We start from the raw sequence: 19,430 nt of genomic DNA, 5'->3' as shown, positions 1-19,430 counted from the left end.
TTGCTCCTGATCCTTTAGCGGAGGGCCTTATACAGGCCTTATGCGTCTTTTGCGAGTTCTTTTGCCTGCTCGACCCAGCCATCCTTGGCGAAGCGGCCGGAAAGGCTGAGTTGCTCTTCCAGCTCGGCGATCTGAGCATCGGTAAGGGCAGCGATCTGGGCGAAGGTGGTGATGCCTGCGCCGTTCAGCTTCTTCTCAAGTGCCGGGCCGATACCGGTCAGCTTCTTGAGGTTGTCAGCTGCGCCAGCTTCAGCGGCCGGGGCGGCAGCTGCCTCTGCTTTCGGAGCAGCGGTTTCAGCCTTCGGCGCGTCTTCCGTCTTGGCAGCGGCTTTCTTCGCCGGCTTCTTGGCACCGTCAGCGCTGATTCCGGTGATTTTCACCACGGTCAGCTGCTGCTTGTGGCCGATCGTGCGGCGGTAGGTCTGGCGCTGGCGCTTCTTGCGGGTGATGACTTTGTCACCACGGGTCTGCTCAGCAACTTCGCCGGTCACAGCGGCGCCGGCCACGACGGGCGCGCCAACCGTGACATTTGCGCCTTCGCCCAGCATGAGGACGGTATCGAACACCACATCCTTGCCAGCTTCGGCATTAAGCTTTTCGACAACAATCGTATCGCCTTCAGCGACCTTGTATTGTTTGCCACCTGTCTTGATGACCGCGAACATGGGTCTCATCCTTCCGGCATGGAAATAAACGGGATACGCACGGGAGCCGTCACCGGCCCCGCGCCTGAAGCGGGGGGTAAACACTAAAGCGGCAGCGCTGTCAAATATCATCTTCAGGCGTTTTCAGGTGGTTGAAATCCGCGCGCAGTCATTATAGGTGACGGCGCTTCAACACCGGCGCGGAGAGGTGCTAGAGTGGTTGAATAGGCTAGTCTCGAAAACTAGTGAACTCGCAAGGGTTCCGAGGGTTCGAATCCCTCTCTCTCCGCCAGCCAACCCTGATAATAATCAGTATTTATTATAATTATTACTGTTTTTAATAATTCTACCCCGCCACCTACCCCGCCAGCATTGTTCGCCTGTTTTGACAGGAGAAATTGTCCTATGGGTTACTTGAATCCGCGGACCACATTTCAACCAACCCCCTTTGCGCTCATTCGGGCCGAATGATGCACATCCAATCACCGATGAGTGTGGGAATGTGCGAGGATCCGGACCAAGTCATGACGCATACACCACCACTCAGCTCATACCTGAACCAATTCACTTCTTTCTCATGAGTGATCTGGTCGGTCGAATGGCTGCCAATCATGTAAGTTCAAGGGATGTTGAAGAAGCTTCTGCACGAGGTCTGCATTCCTTAGTGATCCAGTCTTCCCCTTGATCCGCCAGAGAGCCGATTCCAGACCTGCCTTCGGCAGGTCACCTTCCGCCAAACTTAAATCCGAATAATCGCCTGCAACAAGTCGTTCGCAAATCTGGTACTCTTCTTCTGTGAGCGAATAAGCTTCCATCAAGCCATGTCGATCTAACTGGCGCGGCGAGGATGCCCGATCCAAAAAGAGGATAGCATGTCCGAACTTGCCTCCAAACACACCAAGTGGTGGAACAGGTGCAACGTTACAAACATAAGCATCCCCTGCCGGTTCCGGATGAAGCAGGAAGTGTCCTCCGATCATTGTCGCTTCTCCACCCAAAGAAGCCGCAAAAGTCTTGTTGGCCGTTCCTGATTTCAAGTCGAGTTGACCGTATTGGTCTGTCCTGATCACTCCCGCAGTCAGCAATTGGGCAAACCCCGGCGAGTAGTCCAGGAGAGTTCCATCTGCTTCAACAATTGCAGCACGTGCATCCGGACCAAGCATGTCCAGCAGTGAATGGGCCCGGGTTGTTATGAGTTGCTCTGAGAGATACACAATTGGTATCGCCTGACGCACGGCATCTGAGAAATGTCGCACGGCGATTTTTTCCAATGGTCCGGATTCCCAAGGCTGAGCAATGGCGAGGATGGTCACATCATCCCTGCTACGAGACAAGGCGGCGCCGGCGAACCGGCCGACCCGTGCGGGAATGAGTAATTCCTGATACGCTGCATTGGAAGCAATTCGCTCATCGTCAATAAAGTCATGATCCTGAACAGTGTGTCCGGTCTTGATTGCTGACAATGCCATCGCACGTGGATTTACGGGAAGATATTCTTCTTCATTATTGAACAGATCCTGATCAACACTCCCGATGAGTGCTGAGTCCAGAATTTTGTTCGTTTGGCTCAATACGATGAGTTGGGAAGTTTCCGTATCGCAAGTCTGATTCAGCCATTCAAGCGCCGGCGGAAGCGCATGGTAATCGAAGAGCCCCTCGAGCAGGAGCTCCTGAAACCTGCTCGACATGTTTCCAATCATTTTCGGACACCTAAAGGTGGATTTTTTTTGCAATCGAAAGAAACTGAAGAAATTCTTCTCAAAGCGTCGTAATTTTCCGTCGCAAGTCAACGGTTATAAGTAACTGCGCGACCAAGCCTCCCAACTTGTAGGATTGTCAGCGCTTTGCGCTTGAGCGCCCGATACTGAACTCCAGCACCAAATATTTGCTTGGGCCAACTTCATCAGGTCGACCCTGGGCTCCCGCATGGCGGTCACCATCTATTCCGATTGTTTATAATGGTTATTTCTGCAGGTTCCACTTCATCGAAAACAGTTAAGCTGGATGTCCGATTAGGGCCAGAGGCAGACATTGGAACTGTAGTGCATGAGTGACCAAGCTGGCTGAAGTATAAATGAACTCATGCTTTTCATTGTCTATTCCGATAAGCTCCCATGAGTTGATACATTTCTATTTAATGGAGCGGTGAGCGTACGGGCGCTAATTCATAAGCAGTCAGGCGTGGGTGGCTCTATAAGGAGACCGATTGTGAGTCTGACACCGACCTGCGTGTTCCTGTCCCTCGACACAGTGCTCCGAGCGGACCTTCTGGCACGAAATGAAGTCGAGCCGACTGAAGAGCGCCTGGCCGGTGATTTCAATGAGCTGGGAAAACAGTTCAGAGAGGCGCTCGAACAGGATCTCAACTGTATCGCGACGCTTGGAACGGACTATGCGACCCAGCTGTTGCATGATTACCTGACCAAAGAGGGGTGGACAGCGGAGAACTTTGCAGCATCCAGAAGCACGCGTGACCGGGCCTGTGCGCTGCTTTGCCGAAACCCTGACGCCTTTTTCGAAGCACTGGCGATATGGAACGGGAATCGCTTGCGTGGGCGGCTCGATCGAGAACAGGGATTCCGGTTGCCCGAGCTGGCTGATTTTTCCTTTGCTCCTCTGAGCGATGAGGAGAACGAGGCGCTCACCACATTGATCAGCCAAGTGGTGTCGGACAGCTATCCGGGTAAAGTTGTCAGCCGGGTCAAAGTGTTCGAGCGGGACTCCTGCGGGTTGTCCACATCATCAGCGAGAGTTCTGCAGTGCGACATTTCCATTGGGGACGATCCTGAAAATATCGAAGTGATCGAAGAAGGTCAGGAAACATCGGTTACGATCAGCCGCCTATCCAGGATAAGCGTCATCATCGATCCGGGAGCGGGAACGCTTTTTGTCGGCACGGAGCTTGGCAAGAAGAAGATGCACGAAGCCCTCGCCAGTGTGCTCGTCGAAGCCCTGTTTGATATGGAAACGACGCCGGAGCGCCTCAGCCCGCTCCGCGTCTATCCAGAGACGTGCAAGGTGCCAGTCCATTTTTCTTACAGCGTAAATGACAACATTGAGATGCCCCGGATTGCGGAATTGCGCTACCGGCTATTCGGGGCACCGAACACGCTCGTGTACAGCGTTCGAGACGAAGAACCGGGGAGCCTAATTCATGACCTCGACGATATTCAGAAACATTCAAAGCGTATGCGTATCTGGCGGGCGGTCATTGATTTTATTTTCAAGCCTTCGGGGGACCATCCGCCCCTTAGGCGGTCAGCGACGCTGACAGAACCTTCCAGCGTGTCCTTCGGGCGCTCGTTCCCGGAAGAGCGGATCGTAATGGAACGTGTCCTGACGGCTAGCGGCCTGATTGACCCAAATTTTAGCTGGGACAGCCGGGCAAGGTTTTCGGATGTGGCTCGTCTGGTGACGCCCCATCATGCAGCGGAGCTCCGGCAGACATGGTTGCCGCTGACTGTTTCGAAGCTGACCGATGCGGGCGTGCTTGTTCAGGGCACACCGCACCCGAGAGCGTGGTGCAGTATCTGCGGCGAGACGCACGGCATCGGGACGGTGACGAGCGATGAAGGCAAGATTCATCTGGTCGAGTGTCCTGTCGAGCCTTGCCCGGTCACCGCGGACCATGTCGATACACTGGTGCTCTCTATCGATGGACTTCTCAGTTGGTTGGGCAAGACTGCGCTTGCCTCTGCCGGAGCGCCTCAACAAATTGGCATGGATGCCACTCGGGCCTGGTTGCTGGGCAGAGCCGCCCACAAGGGAAAAGGTAAGCCGTATGACCTCATCCTGGCAATCGATGTCGATCGGCCGCAAACGACGCGCGATCTCAACGCGTTTCTGCTGCGCCAACTTAGCGGCAGCCGGGGTATTATCCTGACGCTTGTGGATGACCCGGTTCAAAAAGGATTCCCGGGTGACTGGCGGGCGACCCCGCTACATTCAGTCTGCGACGTGACCAAGAGCGGATTGAAATTCCGCGGCAACCGGGCTTCTGCGATTGCGCATGGCAGATCAGCAAAAGCGGTACAGAAAAGCGAGGAGGACTGGGATCAAATCTTTGCGTTGTTTGAAGCGATGTTTCCTGATGGGGATCAACTTCAACATTTTACGGTCGCGAACCAGATGATCGCCGCCGAGCCTGAAATCTGTGACATGACTCCGCGAACGCTTGCTGATCAGCTCTTTGCAAAATTTCCGCATCGCTTCGCGGCTGGGGCAGGCTGAAGGCGTGGGTGGAATAGAAATACCTGATCGAAACATCGACTGTACTGGTCTGATTTCCATTCTGCCATTTCGATCGCTCCACCGACACAATCGCACGTGTTCAAACAAGCACGGAGCGTCCCAAGATGTCGGACCATGTCGAAACTAGACAGAGATTGGCCATCGCGCCGGCGGAGGCTGCAAGGGCGCTCGGGCTTGGTAGGACGAAGCTTTACGAGTTGATCGCGACGAACGAGATCGCTTCGTTCAAGATAGGCAGTCGACGCCTGATCCGCGTGTCGGACATTGAAGCCTGGTTGGAACGCATGACAACGGGGGCGTGATCCATGCCGCCTCCCAAGCCCCTGATTGTCGGCTCCGAGCAGGAGATTGCTGAACACGTCATCGAAGACCTGACGCAGGAGTTCGATGAAGTCATTGCGTCCGGAAATGTTCTCTACACCTGGGCAGGTACTCACTGGATTGAAATCACGCGATCCCGAATATTTTCCTTCATCAAGGCGTATGACGGATTCCCGTACGGGCACGCTGGCCACCAGCGCCTGGTCCGTCTCTCGAACCAGAAGGTTGAATCCATCGAGAAGCTGGTCGCACGTAACCGGGAGTGTGCGGACTTCTTCAGCGAGCCGGCGATTGGCATTCCCTGCCTCAATGGGTTCATCAAGCTGGGGGAGGGGGGCGCTGAATTGGTGCCACACCATAAGAAGCACCTGAACCGGCATGTCCTACCGGTGCAGTGGGATGAAGGAGTGTGTTCAGCGGCGCACGAAGGTAGCCTTCTGGAAAAATACCTTGAAGGGGTGTTCCGGGATGATCCGGAGGCGGCACAGAAATGCATGGTATTGGCTGAAATCGCCGGTGTCGTGCTTTCCGGATATGCAACGCGCCTGTCTTCACCGAAAGCCGTCATTTTGTATGGCCCCAGTGCGGCGAATGGAAAGTCCCAGTTCCAGTCATTGCTCCGGGGGCTTGTTCCTGACTCTGCACAAATCACACTCAATCCGTCGCACCTTGCTGACGACCGGAGCATAGCGTTGCTTGATGGCGCGTGGCTGGTTTCCGCTAGCGAGATTGGTGGGAAGGCGATTGCGTCTGAGGCGTTGAAGGCAGCCGTCACGGGCGATCCGATGTCGGGCCGACCGCTTTACAAGGCGGGGTATACAGTCAGGCCGAAAGCCCTGTTCGTCTATTCCGCCAATTCACTTCCGCCTTTTACTTCGGGCATGGATGCGGGTGTTCGCCGCCGGTTGCTGATCGTCGCTTTTGATCGCGTCATTCCCGAGGATGACCGGATTGAGCGGATCGGAGACCTGATCGCTGAACATGAACTTGCGCTTGTCCTCTCCTGGGCCATCGGCGGCGCGCTGAGGGCTATCCGCCAGCGCGGCTTCACAGAGCTGAAGTCGGGCAGTGATGTGATCGGCGATTGGGTGTTGGTTTCAGATCCCTTTGAATGTTGGCTTAATGACCCGATGGCCGTTGCCATCACCGGGAGGGAGGAAGATCGTCCAACGACGCGGGAGGCTTTTGCTGCGTTCCGGAAATGGGGAGAGCTCGAAAACCTTCGGGATACGGACATCGGCAAACAGACGCGATTTACCCAGCGCTTGCGTGAACTCGCCTCTCGCGGTGTCCATGTCCGCCACAGTAACCGCGGAAACAGGGTGCATGGCCTGAAGCTCAATCCCGGCGTGACACTTTCAGATGGTGAAGGGGACAAATCGTGAGCGTCAAACCTGTAGCCGCGATTGGCGAAGTGACAGAAGTGAGCCTTTCCCGTCTACCCTTATATACCCCCTCTGACTGCCCCTATTGTAAGGGAATAAGTCTCACTAGTGTCACTTCCCCTGAACCGCCAACAGGTTTGGCCCTCCGGAAATGCAGTTCATCTGTCACTGAGGTGTCACCGCATGTTAGGTTTCCCAACCGATTTCGACAAAACCGGGCAGGAGGGCGTGATGGGCGGCCTTCTTAGCGGTGGCGCGGACCGAAAACACCGGGGAACGATCGAGGAGTACAGGCGGATCGATGCGGGACTTTTCTTCCGGAAAGGTGCCTTGCGCCCAGGCTATGCCGGGACCGTTAGCTGGACGTCAGCAAACGGAAAAGACCACCAGATAGGCTTTCGGGCAGAAGATCGCTCTTTGAGGCTGCAATATGCCTACCGCCGGGGCGAAGACGCATGGCGCCAGATTGATCAGGTGGTGCCGGTCATCCGCCGTCAATGCAGGCTGGGTGGGGGGACAGCGCTATTTCTGTGTCCCGGCTGTTCCGCCATACGCAAGCACCTTTATGGCAGCCAGGCAGAGTTTCTCTGCCGCAAATGCTCAGGCCTGACCTATTCGACCCAGCGTGAACGTGAATACGACCGGGCCGCGCGGCGCGCCCGCAAGCTGCGCCGGCGCATTGGCGCAGACCTGGGGCTCGGTGACTGGGTTGGAACGAAACCCAAGCACATGCATCATCGAACGTTCGACGCGATCGTCGAGCAGATCCACGCACGTGAAGAGGTGGCCGAGATGCAGCTCGTGCATGTGCTCCAGAGACTGCAGCGGATCGAACGTCGCCTCCCATCCCGGAAAGCAAAGGCGTTCTGGTCATGAGTGATGAAGCCGTAGTGCCACGCAACATACGCCCACTGGAAGCGCAAGTTGTGCTGCCATGGGAGAAGGAGGAGGATTATGCGGCGCTATATGATGCAATGGTTGCTGACTTCAGTCCGAAGGGAGAGGCGCAAAGGCTACTCGTTGAACGCCTTGCCTGGGTCGCGTGGCGCAGGAAGCGCATCCAGTATGCCGAACGTGCGCTGCATCTGGCACAGGTCTCAGAACACACAGGGGCTGGTTCCGACAGTCGGCTGACCCGGCAAGCGCTGATCGGAAGCGGTGTTTCTGGACAAGCCGCAACAGTGAAAGACGCAGTCGAGACGGGGCCCGAGCAAGACATCAAGCAGGGTGCCTACAACGCCCACGAAAACGAAGACCTGAATAAGGCGATCGCTATCCTTGAAAGCAGCAAGACCAAGGCGGCATTGGAGGCGGCAATTGACCTGCTGCGGGATGACACGATCGAATGGTGGAACAATGTCCTAGAAGATGAGGGGGAAGGGGACAGCGTCTCCGAGAGGGCCGAGCGGCTGTTGTCATTCCTTAGCGGTGTCGTCCGGGAGCAGATGGACGACCAGATTGCGGCAGTTGAGCAGCGACCCGCCGTTCGACTGATGGCCTGGGGCAAGAGTTTGGATGCACTGCGGTTGATGAAGCTCCTGCTGCTAGACGGGGAGCTGGACCGGCAGTTCGAACGGACGTTGGGGATGTTGTTGGCGCTGCAAGCCAAGCGACCGAGTGAAGGAAATGATTCCTAGCTCGCCGTAAGCGGGGTACGGCGGTTACCGGTTCCGCCGTTCAAAGCCTGAAGTTATTTGAATACTCGAAAGAATGTCTGTTTGATCTTGTCTTAACCCCGCCATCTTCCCCGCCGCGGTGTACTGTCTACGTGCGTTGGTATTTGTCTTCATACCGGATGATATCGTCCTCTCCGAGATATGTACCGGTCTGTATTTCTATCAGAACCACTGGAACGCATCCTGGATTCTCAAGGCGATGCGTTTCTCCGAGAGGCACGTAGACGGACTGGTTCTCGCTCACGAGACTAATCTCTTCGCCAATCGTGACCCGAGCCGTGCCTTCGACCACGACCCAATGTTCTGCGCGGTGGTGATGGCTCTGCAAAGAGAGTGAGGCGCCGGGTTTTACGACAATCCTTTTGACCTGGAACCGGTCGCCTTTTGCGAGGCTTTCGAACCAGCCCCAAGGTCTTTGGTCACGATTGAATTCCGTTGCGACGGTAGCGCCTTGGTCTTTCAGGAGATCAACGGCCTGCTTGACGGATTGCGCCCTTTCACGAGGTGCGACAAGGACAGCGTCGTCCATGGCGACAACGATCATATTTTCGAGGCCAATTCCAACCAGGTGAAGTTTATCTGACCGAAGCAGGCTGTCCTTGCAGTCAAGCGCAACGGCGGTGGCTGAAAGAGCGTTTCCTGCGGAGTCCTTGTCGCTTTCATCATGCACTGCGTCCCAGGAACCCAGGTCGTTCCATTGAAAGTCACAAGGCGCGGCAACAAGATTTCCGGCTTTCTCCATGATCGCGAAATCCACTGAAATACTCTTGGCTGCCGAAAAGGCTTCTGGCTCAAGCCGGAGGAAGCCGAGATCGGTTGTGGAATGAGACACGGACGGTTCGACAGCGTCCAGAATATCCGGCGCGTGCGTTTTAAATGCCTCAATCGCAGTCCGGGCAGTCATCATGAAAATACCAGCGTTCCAAAGGAAGTTTCCGGATTCCACCATCTTGAGAGCCTGCTCGAACTCCGGCTTTTCTACGAACCTTCGCAAAGGGCAAACGGCTTCGTCAGAAGCGCAATCATTTCGATCAATTTCGAGATACCCATATCCGGTGTCCGGATGGTGCGGGGTGATACCGAACGTCACGATCCGGCCTTCCTGCGCAGCAGGAGCTGCGCCCAGGATCTTGCGTGCGAATGCTTGATGATCGGGGATCAGGTGATCGGCCGGAGCAACGAGCATGATCGCATCAGGTGTCTCGCGAGCCAGCCATAGGGCGGCCGCAAGGATCGCTGGCGCGGTGTTGCGCGCGACTGGTTCGATCAGTACGCTTTTTGGAGCGATACCTATTTCTGCGAGCTGTTCTGTCACGACAAACCGGAAGGGATCGCTTGCTAGAATAAGCGGATAGCTAAAGCCCGGCGCAGATAGTCGCTTTGCCGTTTTCTGGAATAGGCTCAGTCCGTCGAACATATTCACAAACTGCTTGGGAAATCGTTCGCGCGACACCGGCCAGAGACGTGTTCCGGTTCCGCCGCACAGAATGACCGGAATGATCTCTGAAGCACCCGTTGTTTCTGCCATGACCGCTCCTGATGGTTAATTGAAGACCTACGATGATGCCGGACGAGTTAGGGGTGGTTTTCAAATTGTTATGGAGCGACAGCTACAGCCGCTTGTATTCGTCACCGCGCTCTCCGATGGCATGTCAGGCACCAGTGTCGTCCTCGCCGGCTTCCGTGAAAATGCGAACTTTACGGCGGGAGCTGGCGCTGTCCGATACACGGCGGTCCGTATACGCATAACCCGCATTGCCATAATTGTATGAGTAGTACCCATAGTCATAGCCAGCCTGTTTGACGTCGAATTTTGTCAGCATCGCGCCAATGACATGCGTATTGCTTTCCAGCATGCGGTTGACGGTCCTCGAGACCGCGGGGGTTCGTACCTGACCTGACTGAATGATCACAATCGCCGCTTCTGCGATTGACCCGAGCAGTGGTGCGTCTGCAAAGCTCAGAACCGGAGGGGAGTCGATCAGGACGATATCGAACATGTCTTCCGCTTCCGATATCAGGCTCTTCAAGCGGGGACTGGAAAGAAGCTCGGCCGGGTTTGGCGGCACGATACCAGCCGGCAGAAGATAAAGGCCTTCCGTTCTGGACGACACGACGTTTTCTGCGAGGGTCGCTTCCCGGGTCAGCAGGCCTGACAGTCCGATCGACGCACCGGCATCAGCTACAAAGGATGGTTTACGCATATCCGCATCAACAATCAGAACTGTTTGCCCGAGTTTGGCAAACGCCATGCCGAGGGCTACCGTGCTGCTCGTCTTGCCTTCGCTTGGTCGGGTGGATGTCAGAAGCAGGCTTCGCGGCGCGCCTGCAGGGGTCGTGAACTGCAATGCCGTTCGTGCAGAGAAGAAGGCTTCCGAAACACCTGATTTGGGATTGTTGAGCTCGTGAGCGATGATGTCCTTGTTACCTTTGACCTTCGGCACAACACCGATCGTTGGTAGTCCGAGTTTGGTACGCACATCGTCCGGCGTTTTAATCGTGTCGTCGATATAATTGAGCAGGAAGGCAAGGCCGATACCGGCGGCGAGGCTGAGGATCAGCGCCTGGATCAGGCTGCGAGGAAGGTTCGGCTCGAACGGAAAGGCTGGTTCCAGGGCCCGGTCAACGATCGAGACTTGGCTGGAACCAACCCCCGTCGCGATTGATACTTCCTTCATCCGCTGAAGGAGGGCTTCATATTGGGAGCGGTTTGTATCAACTTCACGTTCGAGGATCGTGTATTCGATCCGGCGGTTGCGAAGATCCTGAACACTGGTTTTTAGCTCAGCGACCCGCTGGCGTAGAGAAGCTTCTCGTGACTGCGCGGCGCGGAATTCAGCGGCAAGGGCGGCAATGATGTTGCCTTTTTCGACCTCGATCTCACTTTCAATCGCGTCGATCCGGGCTTGCAACTGCTCCATTTCCGGATAGCTCGGCTTGAAGATGCCGAGTTTCTGCTGATATTCAGCATTAAGTTCAGAGCGGCGTTCTCGGAGTCTTCTCAGGTCTTCGCTTTCCAGCATCTGGGTCGTTGTGCCGTCCCGGGCTTCAAGGTATTTTTGTTCGGCGGCGATGCGCTCGCTTTCTGCGCCTGCAAGTTCAGAATTCAGGGAAACAAGGGAGTCTGCATCGAGGGAGCTTGAGCCGTTCTCACCACCGACTTCCAGAATGTTCTGTTCCTGTGCGTAGTCTACAAGCTTGCGTTCAGAGTCCTCAAGGGCGGACTTGGCAGTTGCGAGGCGCTCTTCGATGAACCGCCGCGCATAGGCCGTCGTATTGTACTTCCGCTCGAGATTGGACTCGATGAAGTTCTCGACAATCGCATTGGCGATCCGAGACGTCTCCGCCTTGTAAGGCGAGATGAACTGGACGTTGATGACGCGACTGCGCCCTTCAGGTGAGACGCGGATGTTCTCGACGAGGGTTGCCGCAGCAGCCTTCAATCGAGCCTCTCGGCTGAGCGTTGGGGCGGCATATCTCGGATCAGATGGCAAATCCAGGACCTCGGCCACGCGTTCAGCAAGGGAGCGGCTTTTCAGAAGGGCATACTGGGTGGCCATATACTCGGCATCGGCCACGACCACCGGATCAACGGAAGCCGAGCTCAGGATCTTGGCCTCCTCGCGCTGGATCTCGATGGTGGCGGTGGAGCGGTAGAGCGGCGTCACCTGAAGTGTCATTAACGCAGCGCCCGTCACGCCCAGAAAGGTGATCGTCAGGATCATCCATTTCCGGCGGAGAATAATCCGCAGGGTTTCCCAGAAATTGAAGCCGTCTTCTTCTGCCTGACCGTAACCCTCACCGCTTCGACCGGCGGGCGGATCATAATAGTCCACATCCCGGCGCTCGTGCGGAACAATCCCTCTTAGTCTCTGGGCGCGTTCCGGGTGCTCGTCGAAGCCGTCATAGTTCATTTCAATTTCCCCACCGCGATCTCAGGCCTAGAATACAGCAAACAATGCCAGGAATGGGGCGGCGCGAATGATATCCCGGTAGTTTTCCCGTGTCTGGCTCCCGTCCACCACAATGACGTCATTGCCATAAACCTGAGGGTCAGGCATTTCCCCTTTGCGGATCGCCTTCAGGTCAAACACAGCGACCTGCCGCTGGCCTGAGACCTGCCGGAATATTGCGACCTTGCGCTCATTTGCGGAGAGTGTCGGCCCACCCGATAGGGCAATGGCCTGCAGAAGCGAGAGCTGGCCGGGGACTTCATAAAGTCCGGGTTTGTTGATCGATCCTTCAACGGTGATCTGTTCCCCGCTGCTTTCTAGGATCACCACGGTTACATCGGGATTCTGGAGATAGGTCTCCCCGAGGCGTTGTTCGAGCTTTCGGGAAAATTCGATCGCTGTGTAGCCCTTTGCGGAAATTTCGCCGACGAGCGGCATCTTCAAATTGCCAACTGTATCGACCTGGTATTCCCCCTCCAGTTCATCCACTCCGAAGACACTGACTTTCAGCAGGTCCATGGGCCCGATGCGTAAATCACCCGTCTGGGCGATGGCTGTCCGGTCCGGCAGTGCAAGATTGCTGGTCGTGGGCGTCGGGCCTTCGTCGCTCGCGCAGGCAGCGCAGAGCATCACCACAATCATGGCCATGAAAATTCTGAATTGTGTCATCCCACTCAACGCTTTTTTATTTTCCCCGGCACCCGATCTTATCGAATACCAATGATTACCTTTTATATCAATCTATTGTTGCAAACAGAATGCCGTTTCACCGCAGATGCCCGCGCTTGATCCCTGTTGAAACATTTAACCGCTTCTCATGATCGTTTTGTGGACACTTAGGGTTTGGTGCGGCATGCATTGGCTAGTTGTCCCCCGGCAGTCAGGCATTCAGGAAGGCTAGGGCTTGGGGCGAAAAGTTTTACGTGAGATGGCTCAGATCAGAAATAAGAGGCGAGTCCCGGCTGACCACCTCATCGGTCCAGCACCACACACAGTCCAACAAGCAACACAGTCCCGCGCTTGCGGGCCAGGCGCCAACCCAAGCAGCGTCGAGCAAGTCCCGAGTGACGAACCCTTTTATCGGGCGAGGGTCAGACAAAAGGCCCGGATTTCCCTGTTAACGGCCGATTTACAGGGAAAATCGCGGAAGTATCAGGGAAACGCGGCAGTTCTGGTGCTGCACGCCACAGAAAATATTGAGGAAAATGTCCATTTCCCTAGAAGACGGAACAGGGAATTTGTGAGCAGCGAACAGGGACTTGCTTTCACAGGAACAGGGAAATTTTTCCAGGATAAAAGGGCCGGGAAAACAAGGTGCGAGGCGCTCCCTGCCAGTGATCCCGGTGACTGGGGCAGGCGAAATGGGTTCGTTTGGAAATCTGCGCTGAATCCCCATTCGGGCGAGGGGTTTTAAAAAGTTACCGTATCAGGAGATATTGGCGCGCCAGAGCATGGTAAACAGTTCCTTTCCGGATTCCATGTAATTGCACCGATTGGGCCGCTTCCTACCGGCCACCAACTTATCGAATTTGATCTTTCTCCTTAGCGTGGATTTCGGTTCCACCTGCTAGGTTTGCCCGGCATTCTGATGTGAGGGACAAGCCGCATGGCCACGGAAAAGCAGATCGAAGCCAATCGGCGCAACGCCCGGAAGAGCACCGGGCCGAAGACGGATGAAGGCAAGGCCGCCAGTTCGCGCAATGCGATGCGGCATGGCATCCTCTCCGAAGTGGCGATCGCCGACCATGAGGATGGATCGCTCTATCTCGCCCTGCAGGAACAATTGATGGCCGAGCATGAACCTGTGACGGGGACGGAGTTCATGCTGTTGGAGCAACTGGCGCTCCTCTTCTGGCGGATGCGGCGCCTCGCGCGAGCAGAAGCGTTCGAGACCATTGCCGTACGGAAGAATGTCGAGTTCGAAACCAGTTTGGAGAAAAAGGGAGGCTTTGTGATCAACCGCCTTCCGAAATACTACCGGGCCGAAGAAAACATCCTTGCGATCGATACCCAGCTTCTCGTTGGTCGTTACCAGACGATGTTGTCAAACCAGATTACGCAGACGCTGGCCCAGTTGCGCCAGGAGAAGGCCCTGCGGGAAAAGACGCTCGACGGGGATTTGAGTTAGAACCTCCGGCGCCTGGAACGTGTCGGAGGTGCCGGGTTGCCGTTTCGATTGCCCTGGCTGTTGCTGGCCCTTTACATGGGCGTAGGTACCGGCGCCGGATCAGGCTTTTGGGCGCTTCAGGCGGACGCCTGGCGATGACACCGGATCGCCGATGAATTCTATACCGGCATCTTCGAGGGCGTGCGCGATCATATTCAGTTTGTCGTGCTGGCCGTTAGGTACCGCGTCGCTGGCTTCATAACGTTGGATGGTTGCCCATCCTACTCCTGATAACCGAGCAAGGTCCTTTGCACTCAAGCCGAGTAGTGCGCGTGCAGCTCGAATTTGAGGACCTGATGGCATTGACACGTTCTTATTTTAATATAATTTATATCAAGTATGGTGTTTGAAACTTTAACATCCCCAGCTTCGCAGGATTGGGCAAGTCTGTTGGATCGGATGTTTGCCCGCTGTGAAGGTGCTTATTCCGACATCACGCTGCGTGGGTATCGGGTGGACCTTGAGTCTTTCGCAGATTGGTGCGTGCGCAATGGCCAAGAATTTCTACCTGCGAGTCCGGCGGGCGTGGCGGCTTATGTGGATAATTTGCTGGAACGATATGCCTATTCAACAATCCGGCGGCGCATTGCGGCAATCCAGTTTGCGCACCGGTTGTCAGATTTGTCTTCACCGGTGGGAAGTTCTGACGTCTATCTGGCGATGCGCAGGGCAGGGCGGACAAAGCGTCGCCGGCCGAAGCAGGTCAAAGGTCTGACGGCGGATTTACTGGAGAAGATTTTGGAGGGGTGTCCGGAGACGCTTTCCGGCCTCAGGGATGCGGCACTGATCAGCGTTGGATATGATACACTCTGTCGGAGTGCGGAGCTTTCCTGGATGGAGGTCGAGCATGTCGACCTTGAGGAAGGGACTGTTTACATCCCGCGCGCGAAGAATGACCCGTTCGGAGACGGACGGATAGCCGGGCTATCGGAGCGGACTGTGGGCTTGGTCCGAAAATGGATTCGTAAAGCGGGGATCAAAGGTGGTCCGCTGTTTCGCGGATTGCATGCGGCCAAACTCGGAAAAGGGTTCTTGGAGACTTCTTCGATCCGGCGCCTGATCAAGGCGGCTGCGAAGAGGGTGGGGCTTGGCGATGCAGCCAAAGAATTGAGCGGACACTCAATGCGGGTCGGTGGGGCTCAAGATTTGATGACTGCAGGTTATGATACGCTGGCAATCATGACCGCTGGCGGATGGAAGGATGTTGAGGTGGTCGCTCGATATGTTGAGAAAGCAAGTTTAGTTAGATTGGGAGTTCATCGCCCTGCAATACAGAAATCTAGCAGAAGCAGAACTTAGCTTACACTCTCAATCGTTGATTTTAGGTCGGACACGGATTTTTTCGGCAGGGTTGCCTGCAACGATTAAATTGTCGCCGATTCCCTTTGTGACGACTGCGCGCGCACCGACGATTGATCTTGCGCCAATACTAACACCGGGACCGATGAATGCATCGGCACATATCCAAGCCTCTTCGCCTATTGAAATCGGTGGCTTCAAGAGGTCGAAGCTTGTGCAGCTATAGTCGTGAGATCCCGCGCAAAGGTGAGCATACTGGGATATTGTTGCTCTCGTTCCAATATGAATCAAACCGAGCGAATATAGGATCGCTCCATCACCCACGGCGGCTTGATCGTCGATTTGGATATTCCAGGGAATAGCTATTCTGACTGAGGGAAACACATGCACGTCAGCTCCTACTTGAGCACCAAATATACGAAGCAACATTCTGCGGTACGCCCACAATGGGCGCGGGGAAATTGCAAAGAGTGGGCTGCCAATGGTTTCCCAAAGTGCGCGGCCTAGGAGTTCTTTACGCGACCATTTCCTCGCCTTTCGATTGCGGACGATATCGAGTGCGGCAACTCCTTTGGAAGGGGGGAGGAGGTCATTCATTGCGAGGAAAGCCTGCTCCTTCGTTCCGTTAAAAAATTCCACGCGTGCTCAATCATGTCATCCAGTGAAGTATATTTTGGGTACCAGCCTAGCCGTGCGTACGCGGCGGCGGCATTAGCGACGAGCGACGGTGGATCGCCAGGACGACGTGCTGCTGGTTCCCACGGAACCGACCGTCCAACAACCGCTTCAACTCGGTCAATGACTTGTTTTATCGAGAAGCCACTGCCGTTGCCGAGATTGTACGCTTGGAATTTGGACGGCTCCAGCACGTTAAGTGCGCTAACATGTGCGTCCGCGAGATCGCAGACATGAATGTAGTCCCGAATGCACGTGCCGTCGGGCGTGTCATAGTCAGTTCCGAAGACGCTTAGCTTGTCGCGCATGCCCGCTGCGGCAAATAGCGCTAGTGGCATAAGATGGGTTTCTGGTTCGTGGACTTCGCCCAATTGGCCGTCGGGATCTGATCCAGCGGCGTTGAAATAGCGCAGGGCAACGGACCCGATGCCGTAAGCGGTGGCGTAATCCTTAAGAACCCTTTCGATCATAAGCTTAGACGCCCCGTATGGGTTGATGGGCTTCTGTTCATCTACTTCTGATATGGGGTGATTAATGTTCCCAAAAGTTGCGCAGGTGGAGGAAAAGATGATTCTATCCACTCCAGTTAGCCGCATTGCATCTAGCAGCGAAAGTGTCCCCACAACATTCGTACGGTAATAGGTGCCCGGGCGTGTGATCGATTCGCCAACATAAGCAAGGGCGGCAAAATGCATAACGGCATCGATCTCGTAATTCTTTATTACGTTAGCGACCCGTTCTGTATCAAGGATGTCACCGTGTTCGAATGGGCCATATTTAACCGCCCACAGATGACCAGTGCGCAGGTTGTCGAGTACTACCGGCTGATGGCCAGCCTCTTTGAGGGCCTTACACGCATGAGAGCCGATGAACCCAGCGCCTCCAGTTACTAGGATCTTCATTTCTCAATACTTCCTGTTTTGGATGGTTTGGGCATTGCGTTAGTTCCCATCAAAGCCTCAAGAACAAAAATTGCGGTCATGCCCTCATAGACCGACAACATAAGGGCATAAGCAAATCCTGCACGGCCATCACGGAAGCCCTGCTTCCAAAAGTAAATATAGAGAAAACGCAAAATCGGACGCAGTGTCACCGGCAGCTTTGCGGCTTTGCTTTTGGCGGACCTTCTCCGACTAGTCGCATCCAGGCCAGATTCGATTTGAGAACTACCGTTTCGAATGTCGAATATGAGAGCCGCCTCATCCCGAGCATATCGGACATGCTTTTGAAGCCATCCGAATAGTCCGTGGGAGAATGAGTAGTGTAAATATGGTGTATCGAAAATTGCTACGCGTTCCGCTGGGAGATCCTCGCGCTGTCCGTGACCGACCTGTTTAAAGCGCAGTCGATCACGATGGCCGAGCCGGACTTGGTAGGTCGGGTACATTCCAGCATGTTTGATCCAGCGTCCGAACAACATCATTTTTGAAGGAATTTGATATGCGTCGATACCTTCATCTGGCTCCGCTTTGGACAACGAAGCGATGAATTCTGGCGTCGTAATTTCATCTGCATCAAGATGTAGAACCCACTCATGAACAAAATCACCATTGTCGAGCCCCCAATTCCTCTGACCAGCGAAATCATCAAATGGGCGTTCCAACACACGGGCGCCGTTAGATTTGGCGATCGCAACCGTTCTATCTGTGCTCCCTGAATCCAGGACCACCACGTCGTCACACCACTCTAATGCACTAAAGCACGAGGGGAGGTTCTTTTCCTCGTTGAATGTAAGGAGCAAAACTGAGGCTTTCATATTGGCCTAACTCACCTTGGCATCATAAGATGAAATTGCACTTCTCAATCGGCTAAGAGCTTATACTGAGGCATGGGATTTTCCGCATTCTATTGCAATTGGAGCTGAGAGTATTGTGCTCATCTTGGTCGGTGTGGGTAGCAATGTATCGGAAGAGGCAGCTGTCCGTCGTCAGGTAATTTGAGACTTCAGGCTGCCTGACTTAAGGAGGGTCTGGCGCATCTGGTTTGAGTTAAGCAGCGGATTGGGCGTGCTGCAAGCGCCGTAGTTTCATCGTCCTCCTTTTGATTTTCTCACGTTCGAGCAGGATGGTCTGGCCGCGGCCCGTATAGACATCTGCCGGAGTGAGATTGTTCAGGCTCTCGTGATAGCGCTGATGGTTGTAGTAACCGACGAACGCATCGACCTGCGCTTCAAGGTCTCCGGGCAGGAAGTAGTTTTCCAACAGGATGCGGTTCTTCAGCGTCTGATGCCAGCGCTCGATCTTTCCTTGCGTCTGGGGATGATACGGCGCGCCGCGCGTATGCTGCATGCCTTTGTCGGCAAGATACTCAGCCAGATCGCCAGAGATGTAAGACGGTCCGTTGTCTGAGAGTAGTCTCGGGCGATGAACCACATTCACTTCATCGAGTCCGGAAGCTTCAAGCGCCAGGTTCAGCGTGTCCTGCACATCGCTCGCCGCCATGCCCGAGCAGAGCTTCCAGGCGATGATGTAACGGGAGAAGTCGTCCAACACGGTGGAGAGGTAGAACCATCCCCAGCCGATCACTTTCAGATAGGTGAAGTCGGTCTGCCAGAGCTGGTTGGGCGCGGTGGTTTTCTCCCTGAACTCATCGGCCGCTTTCATCACGATGAAGGCCGGGCTGGTAATCAGGTCGTGCGCCCTCAAAAGCCTGTAAACACTGGCTTCCGAGACGAAGTAGCGCTTCTCGTCCGTGAACGTCACGGCCAGTTCGCGGGGAGAAAGGTCCGGCCGGTCGAGCGCCATTTCCAGCACCTGCTGACGCACCTCATTCGGGATGCGGTTCCAGACCCGGCCAGAGCCGCCGCGCCGATCCTCAAGCCCGGCTTCACCGAACCGCCGGTAAAGGTCATACCAGCGATAGAAGGTCGGACGTGACACGCCGATCTGTTCCAGCGTTCTTTTCACGGGCTGATGCGATTGCTCCACCAGCCGGATGATCTCCAGCTTCTCGGACGCGGGGTATCTCATTCGATATCCTCCCCATCCCCGATCACGCTTTTTTTGAGGATGCGGTTTTCCAGCGTCAGGTCGGCAACGACCTCCTTCAGATCGCGCATC

The 19,430-nt window shown here is 55.2% G+C and carries 16 protein-coding genes, 1 tRNA gene and 1 pseudogene; 8 read left to right on the top strand and 10 right to left on the bottom strand.

All coding sequences use genetic code 11. The features are described from left to right. Positions 1-38 precede the first annotated feature (38 nt). On the bottom strand, positions 39-665 hold the full coding sequence (locus tag HY17_RS10710) for a 50S ribosomal protein L21 (protein WP_034766489.1): 627 nt from the start codon (positions 663-665) through the stop codon (positions 39-41). A gap of 181 nt (positions 666-846) precedes the next feature. On the opposite strand from HY17_RS10710, the gene HY17_RS10705 reads away from it, so the two are divergent. Continuing rightward, a tRNA-Ser gene (locus HY17_RS10705) sits at positions 847-936 on the top strand. A gap of 283 nt (positions 937-1,219) precedes the next feature. Here the strand turns inward: HY17_RS10705 and HY17_RS10700 are convergent. Beyond that, complete coding sequence (locus HY17_RS10700) at positions 1,220-2,344, bottom strand: hypothetical protein (RefSeq protein WP_034766488.1); 1,125 nt, start codon at positions 2,342-2,344, stop codon at positions 1,220-1,222. Between the two features lie 508 nt (positions 2,345-2,852). Here HY17_RS10700 and HY17_RS10695 point away from each other — a divergent pair. From HY17_RS10695 to HY17_RS10675, 5 genes are all read left to right on the top strand, one after another. Beyond that, a complete protein-coding gene (locus tag HY17_RS10695) occupies positions 2,853-4,874 on the top strand; it encodes a hypothetical protein (RefSeq protein ID WP_034766487.1) in 2,022 nt (673 codons plus the stop codon). A 125-nt stretch (positions 4,875-4,999) separates the two neighbouring features. Beyond that, entirely contained in the window at positions 5,000-5,197 is a 198-nt protein-coding gene (locus tag HY17_RS10690; protein ID WP_034766485.1) for a helix-turn-helix domain-containing protein, read from the top strand. Between the two features lie 3 nt (positions 5,198-5,200). After that, positions 5,201-6,601 (top strand): DUF5906 domain-containing protein, encoded by a 1,401-nt coding sequence (locus HY17_RS10685; RefSeq protein WP_034766484.1) that lies wholly within the window; start codon positions 5,201-5,203, stop codon positions 6,599-6,601. Between the two features lie 231 nt (positions 6,602-6,832). Further along, on the top strand, positions 6,833-7,477 hold the full coding sequence (locus tag HY17_RS10680) for a hypothetical protein (RefSeq protein ID WP_155843602.1): 645 nt from the start codon (positions 6,833-6,835) through the stop codon (positions 7,475-7,477). Next, entirely contained in the window at positions 7,474-8,238 is a 765-nt protein-coding gene (locus tag HY17_RS10675) for a hypothetical protein (protein WP_034766483.1), read from the top strand. The genes HY17_RS10680 and HY17_RS10675 overlap by 4 nt, the downstream gene beginning before the upstream one ends. Before the next feature lie 127 nt (positions 8,239-8,365). On the opposite strand, the gene HY17_RS10670 is transcribed toward HY17_RS10675, so the two are convergent. From HY17_RS10670 to HY17_RS10660, 3 genes are all read right to left on the bottom strand, one after another. Further along, the gene (locus HY17_RS10670; RefSeq protein WP_051599969.1) at positions 8,366-9,805 is read right to left on the bottom strand and encodes a mannose-1-phosphate guanylyltransferase/mannose-6-phosphate isomerase; all 1,440 of its coding nucleotides are present in this window, start codon (positions 9,803-9,805) and stop codon (positions 8,366-8,368) included. Positions 9,806-9,929: 124 nt separating this feature from the next. Further along, entirely contained in the window at positions 9,930-12,191 is a 2,262-nt protein-coding gene (locus tag HY17_RS10665) for a polysaccharide biosynthesis tyrosine autokinase (RefSeq protein WP_034766482.1), read from the bottom strand. A gap of 27 nt (positions 12,192-12,218) precedes the next feature. After that, the gene (locus tag HY17_RS10660) at positions 12,219-12,899 is read right to left on the bottom strand and encodes a polysaccharide biosynthesis/export family protein (RefSeq protein ID WP_051599967.1); all 681 of its coding nucleotides are present in this window, start codon (positions 12,897-12,899) and stop codon (positions 12,219-12,221) included. A 937-nt stretch (positions 12,900-13,836) separates the two neighbouring features. Here HY17_RS10660 and HY17_RS10655 point away from each other — a divergent pair. Beyond that, positions 13,837-14,358, top strand: a complete 522-nt coding sequence (locus tag HY17_RS10655) for a hypothetical protein (RefSeq protein ID WP_034766481.1) — start codon at positions 13,837-13,839, stop codon at positions 14,356-14,358. A gap of 99 nt (positions 14,359-14,457) precedes the next feature. Here HY17_RS10655 and HY17_RS20725 read toward each other — a convergent pair whose 3' ends face one another. Further along, positions 14,458-14,700 carry a helix-turn-helix domain-containing protein gene (locus tag HY17_RS20725; RefSeq protein WP_034766480.1) on the bottom strand — a complete coding sequence of 81 codons (243 nt, stop codon included), beginning with the start codon at positions 14,698-14,700 and terminating at the stop codon, positions 14,458-14,460. A 36-nt stretch (positions 14,701-14,736) separates the two neighbouring features. Between HY17_RS20725 and HY17_RS10645 the strand changes: the two genes are divergently transcribed. After that, positions 14,737-15,696 (top strand): tyrosine-type recombinase/integrase, encoded by a 960-nt coding sequence (locus HY17_RS10645; RefSeq protein ID WP_081813098.1) that lies wholly within the window; start codon positions 14,737-14,739, stop codon positions 15,694-15,696. A 9-nt stretch (positions 15,697-15,705) separates the two neighbouring features. On the opposite strand, the gene HY17_RS19960 is transcribed toward HY17_RS10645, so the two are convergent. The 4 genes and pseudogenes from HY17_RS19960 to HY17_RS10630 form a co-directional block, all read right to left on the bottom strand. Continuing rightward, positions 15,706-16,293 (bottom strand): hypothetical protein, encoded by a 588-nt coding sequence (locus HY17_RS19960; RefSeq protein ID WP_081813097.1) that lies wholly within the window; start codon positions 16,291-16,293, stop codon positions 15,706-15,708. Beyond that, complete coding sequence (gene galE / locus HY17_RS10640; RefSeq protein WP_034766478.1) at positions 16,290-17,273, bottom strand: UDP-glucose 4-epimerase GalE; 984 nt, start codon at positions 17,271-17,273, stop codon at positions 16,290-16,292. Before galE ends, HY17_RS19960 begins: the two co-directional genes overlap by 4 nt. After that, the gene (locus tag HY17_RS10635) at positions 17,270-18,127 is read right to left on the bottom strand and encodes a glycosyltransferase family 2 protein (RefSeq protein WP_034766477.1); all 858 of its coding nucleotides are present in this window, start codon (positions 18,125-18,127) and stop codon (positions 17,270-17,272) included. The genes galE and HY17_RS10635 overlap by 4 nt, the downstream gene beginning before the upstream one ends. A 232-nt stretch (positions 18,128-18,359) precedes the next feature. Further along, positions 18,360-19,430 (bottom strand): annotated as a pseudogene (locus HY17_RS10630) (IS3 family transposase); the annotation flags it as partial.

Origin of the sequence: Hyphomonas sp. CY54-11-8 (genome assembly GCF_000682735.1) — a bacterium.
Lineage (GTDB): Bacteria > Pseudomonadota > Alphaproteobacteria > Caulobacterales > Hyphomonadaceae > Hyphomonas.
The sequence above is the reverse complement of the archived record's forward strand: the minus strand, read 5'-3'. Positions and strand labels throughout refer to the sequence as shown.

Excerpts from the sequence above, each read along its gene's own strand:
- HY17_RS10645 (WP_081813098.1), top strand. The coding sequence starts at position 14,737 with ATGGTGTTTGAAACTTTAACATCCCCAGCTTCGCAGGATTGGGCAAGT.
- HY17_RS10660 (WP_051599967.1), bottom strand. The coding sequence starts at position 12,899 with ATGACACAATTCAGAATTTTCATGGCCATGATTGTGGTGATGCTCTGC.
- HY17_RS10665 (WP_034766482.1), bottom strand. The coding sequence starts at position 12,191 with ATGAACTATGACGGCTTCGACGAGCACCCGGAACGCGCCCAGAGACTA.
- HY17_RS10675 (WP_034766483.1), top strand. The coding sequence starts at position 7,474 with ATGAGTGATGAAGCCGTAGTGCCACGCAACATACGCCCACTGGAAGCG.
- HY17_RS10700 (WP_034766488.1), bottom strand. The coding sequence starts at position 2,344 with ATGATTGGAAACATGTCGAGCAGGTTTCAGGAGCTCCTGCTCGAGGGG.
- HY17_RS19960 (WP_081813097.1), bottom strand. The coding sequence starts at position 16,293 with ATGAATGACCTCCTCCCCCCTTCCAAAGGAGTTGCCGCACTCGATATC.
- HY17_RS10710 (WP_034766489.1), bottom strand. The coding sequence starts at position 665 with ATGTTCGCGGTCATCAAGACAGGTGGCAAACAATACAAGGTCGCTGAA.
- HY17_RS10670 (WP_051599969.1), bottom strand. The coding sequence starts at position 9,805 with ATGGCAGAAACAACGGGTGCTTCAGAGATCATTCCGGTCATTCTGTGC.
- HY17_RS10655 (WP_034766481.1), top strand. The coding sequence starts at position 13,837 with ATGGCCACGGAAAAGCAGATCGAAGCCAATCGGCGCAACGCCCGGAAG.
- HY17_RS10690 (WP_034766485.1), top strand. The coding sequence starts at position 5,000 with ATGTCGGACCATGTCGAAACTAGACAGAGATTGGCCATCGCGCCGGCG.
- galE (WP_034766478.1), bottom strand. The coding sequence starts at position 17,273 with ATGAAGATCCTAGTAACTGGAGGCGCTGGGTTCATCGGCTCTCATGCG.
- HY17_RS10685 (WP_034766484.1), top strand. The coding sequence starts at position 5,201 with ATGCCGCCTCCCAAGCCCCTGATTGTCGGCTCCGAGCAGGAGATTGCT.
- HY17_RS10635 (WP_034766477.1), bottom strand. The coding sequence starts at position 18,127 with ATGAAAGCCTCAGTTTTGCTCCTTACATTCAACGAGGAAAAGAACCTC.
- HY17_RS10680 (WP_155843602.1), top strand. The coding sequence starts at position 6,833 with ATGGGCGGCCTTCTTAGCGGTGGCGCGGACCGAAAACACCGGGGAACG.
- HY17_RS20725 (WP_034766480.1), bottom strand. The coding sequence starts at position 14,700 with ATGCCATCAGGTCCTCAAATTCGAGCTGCACGCGCACTACTCGGCTTG.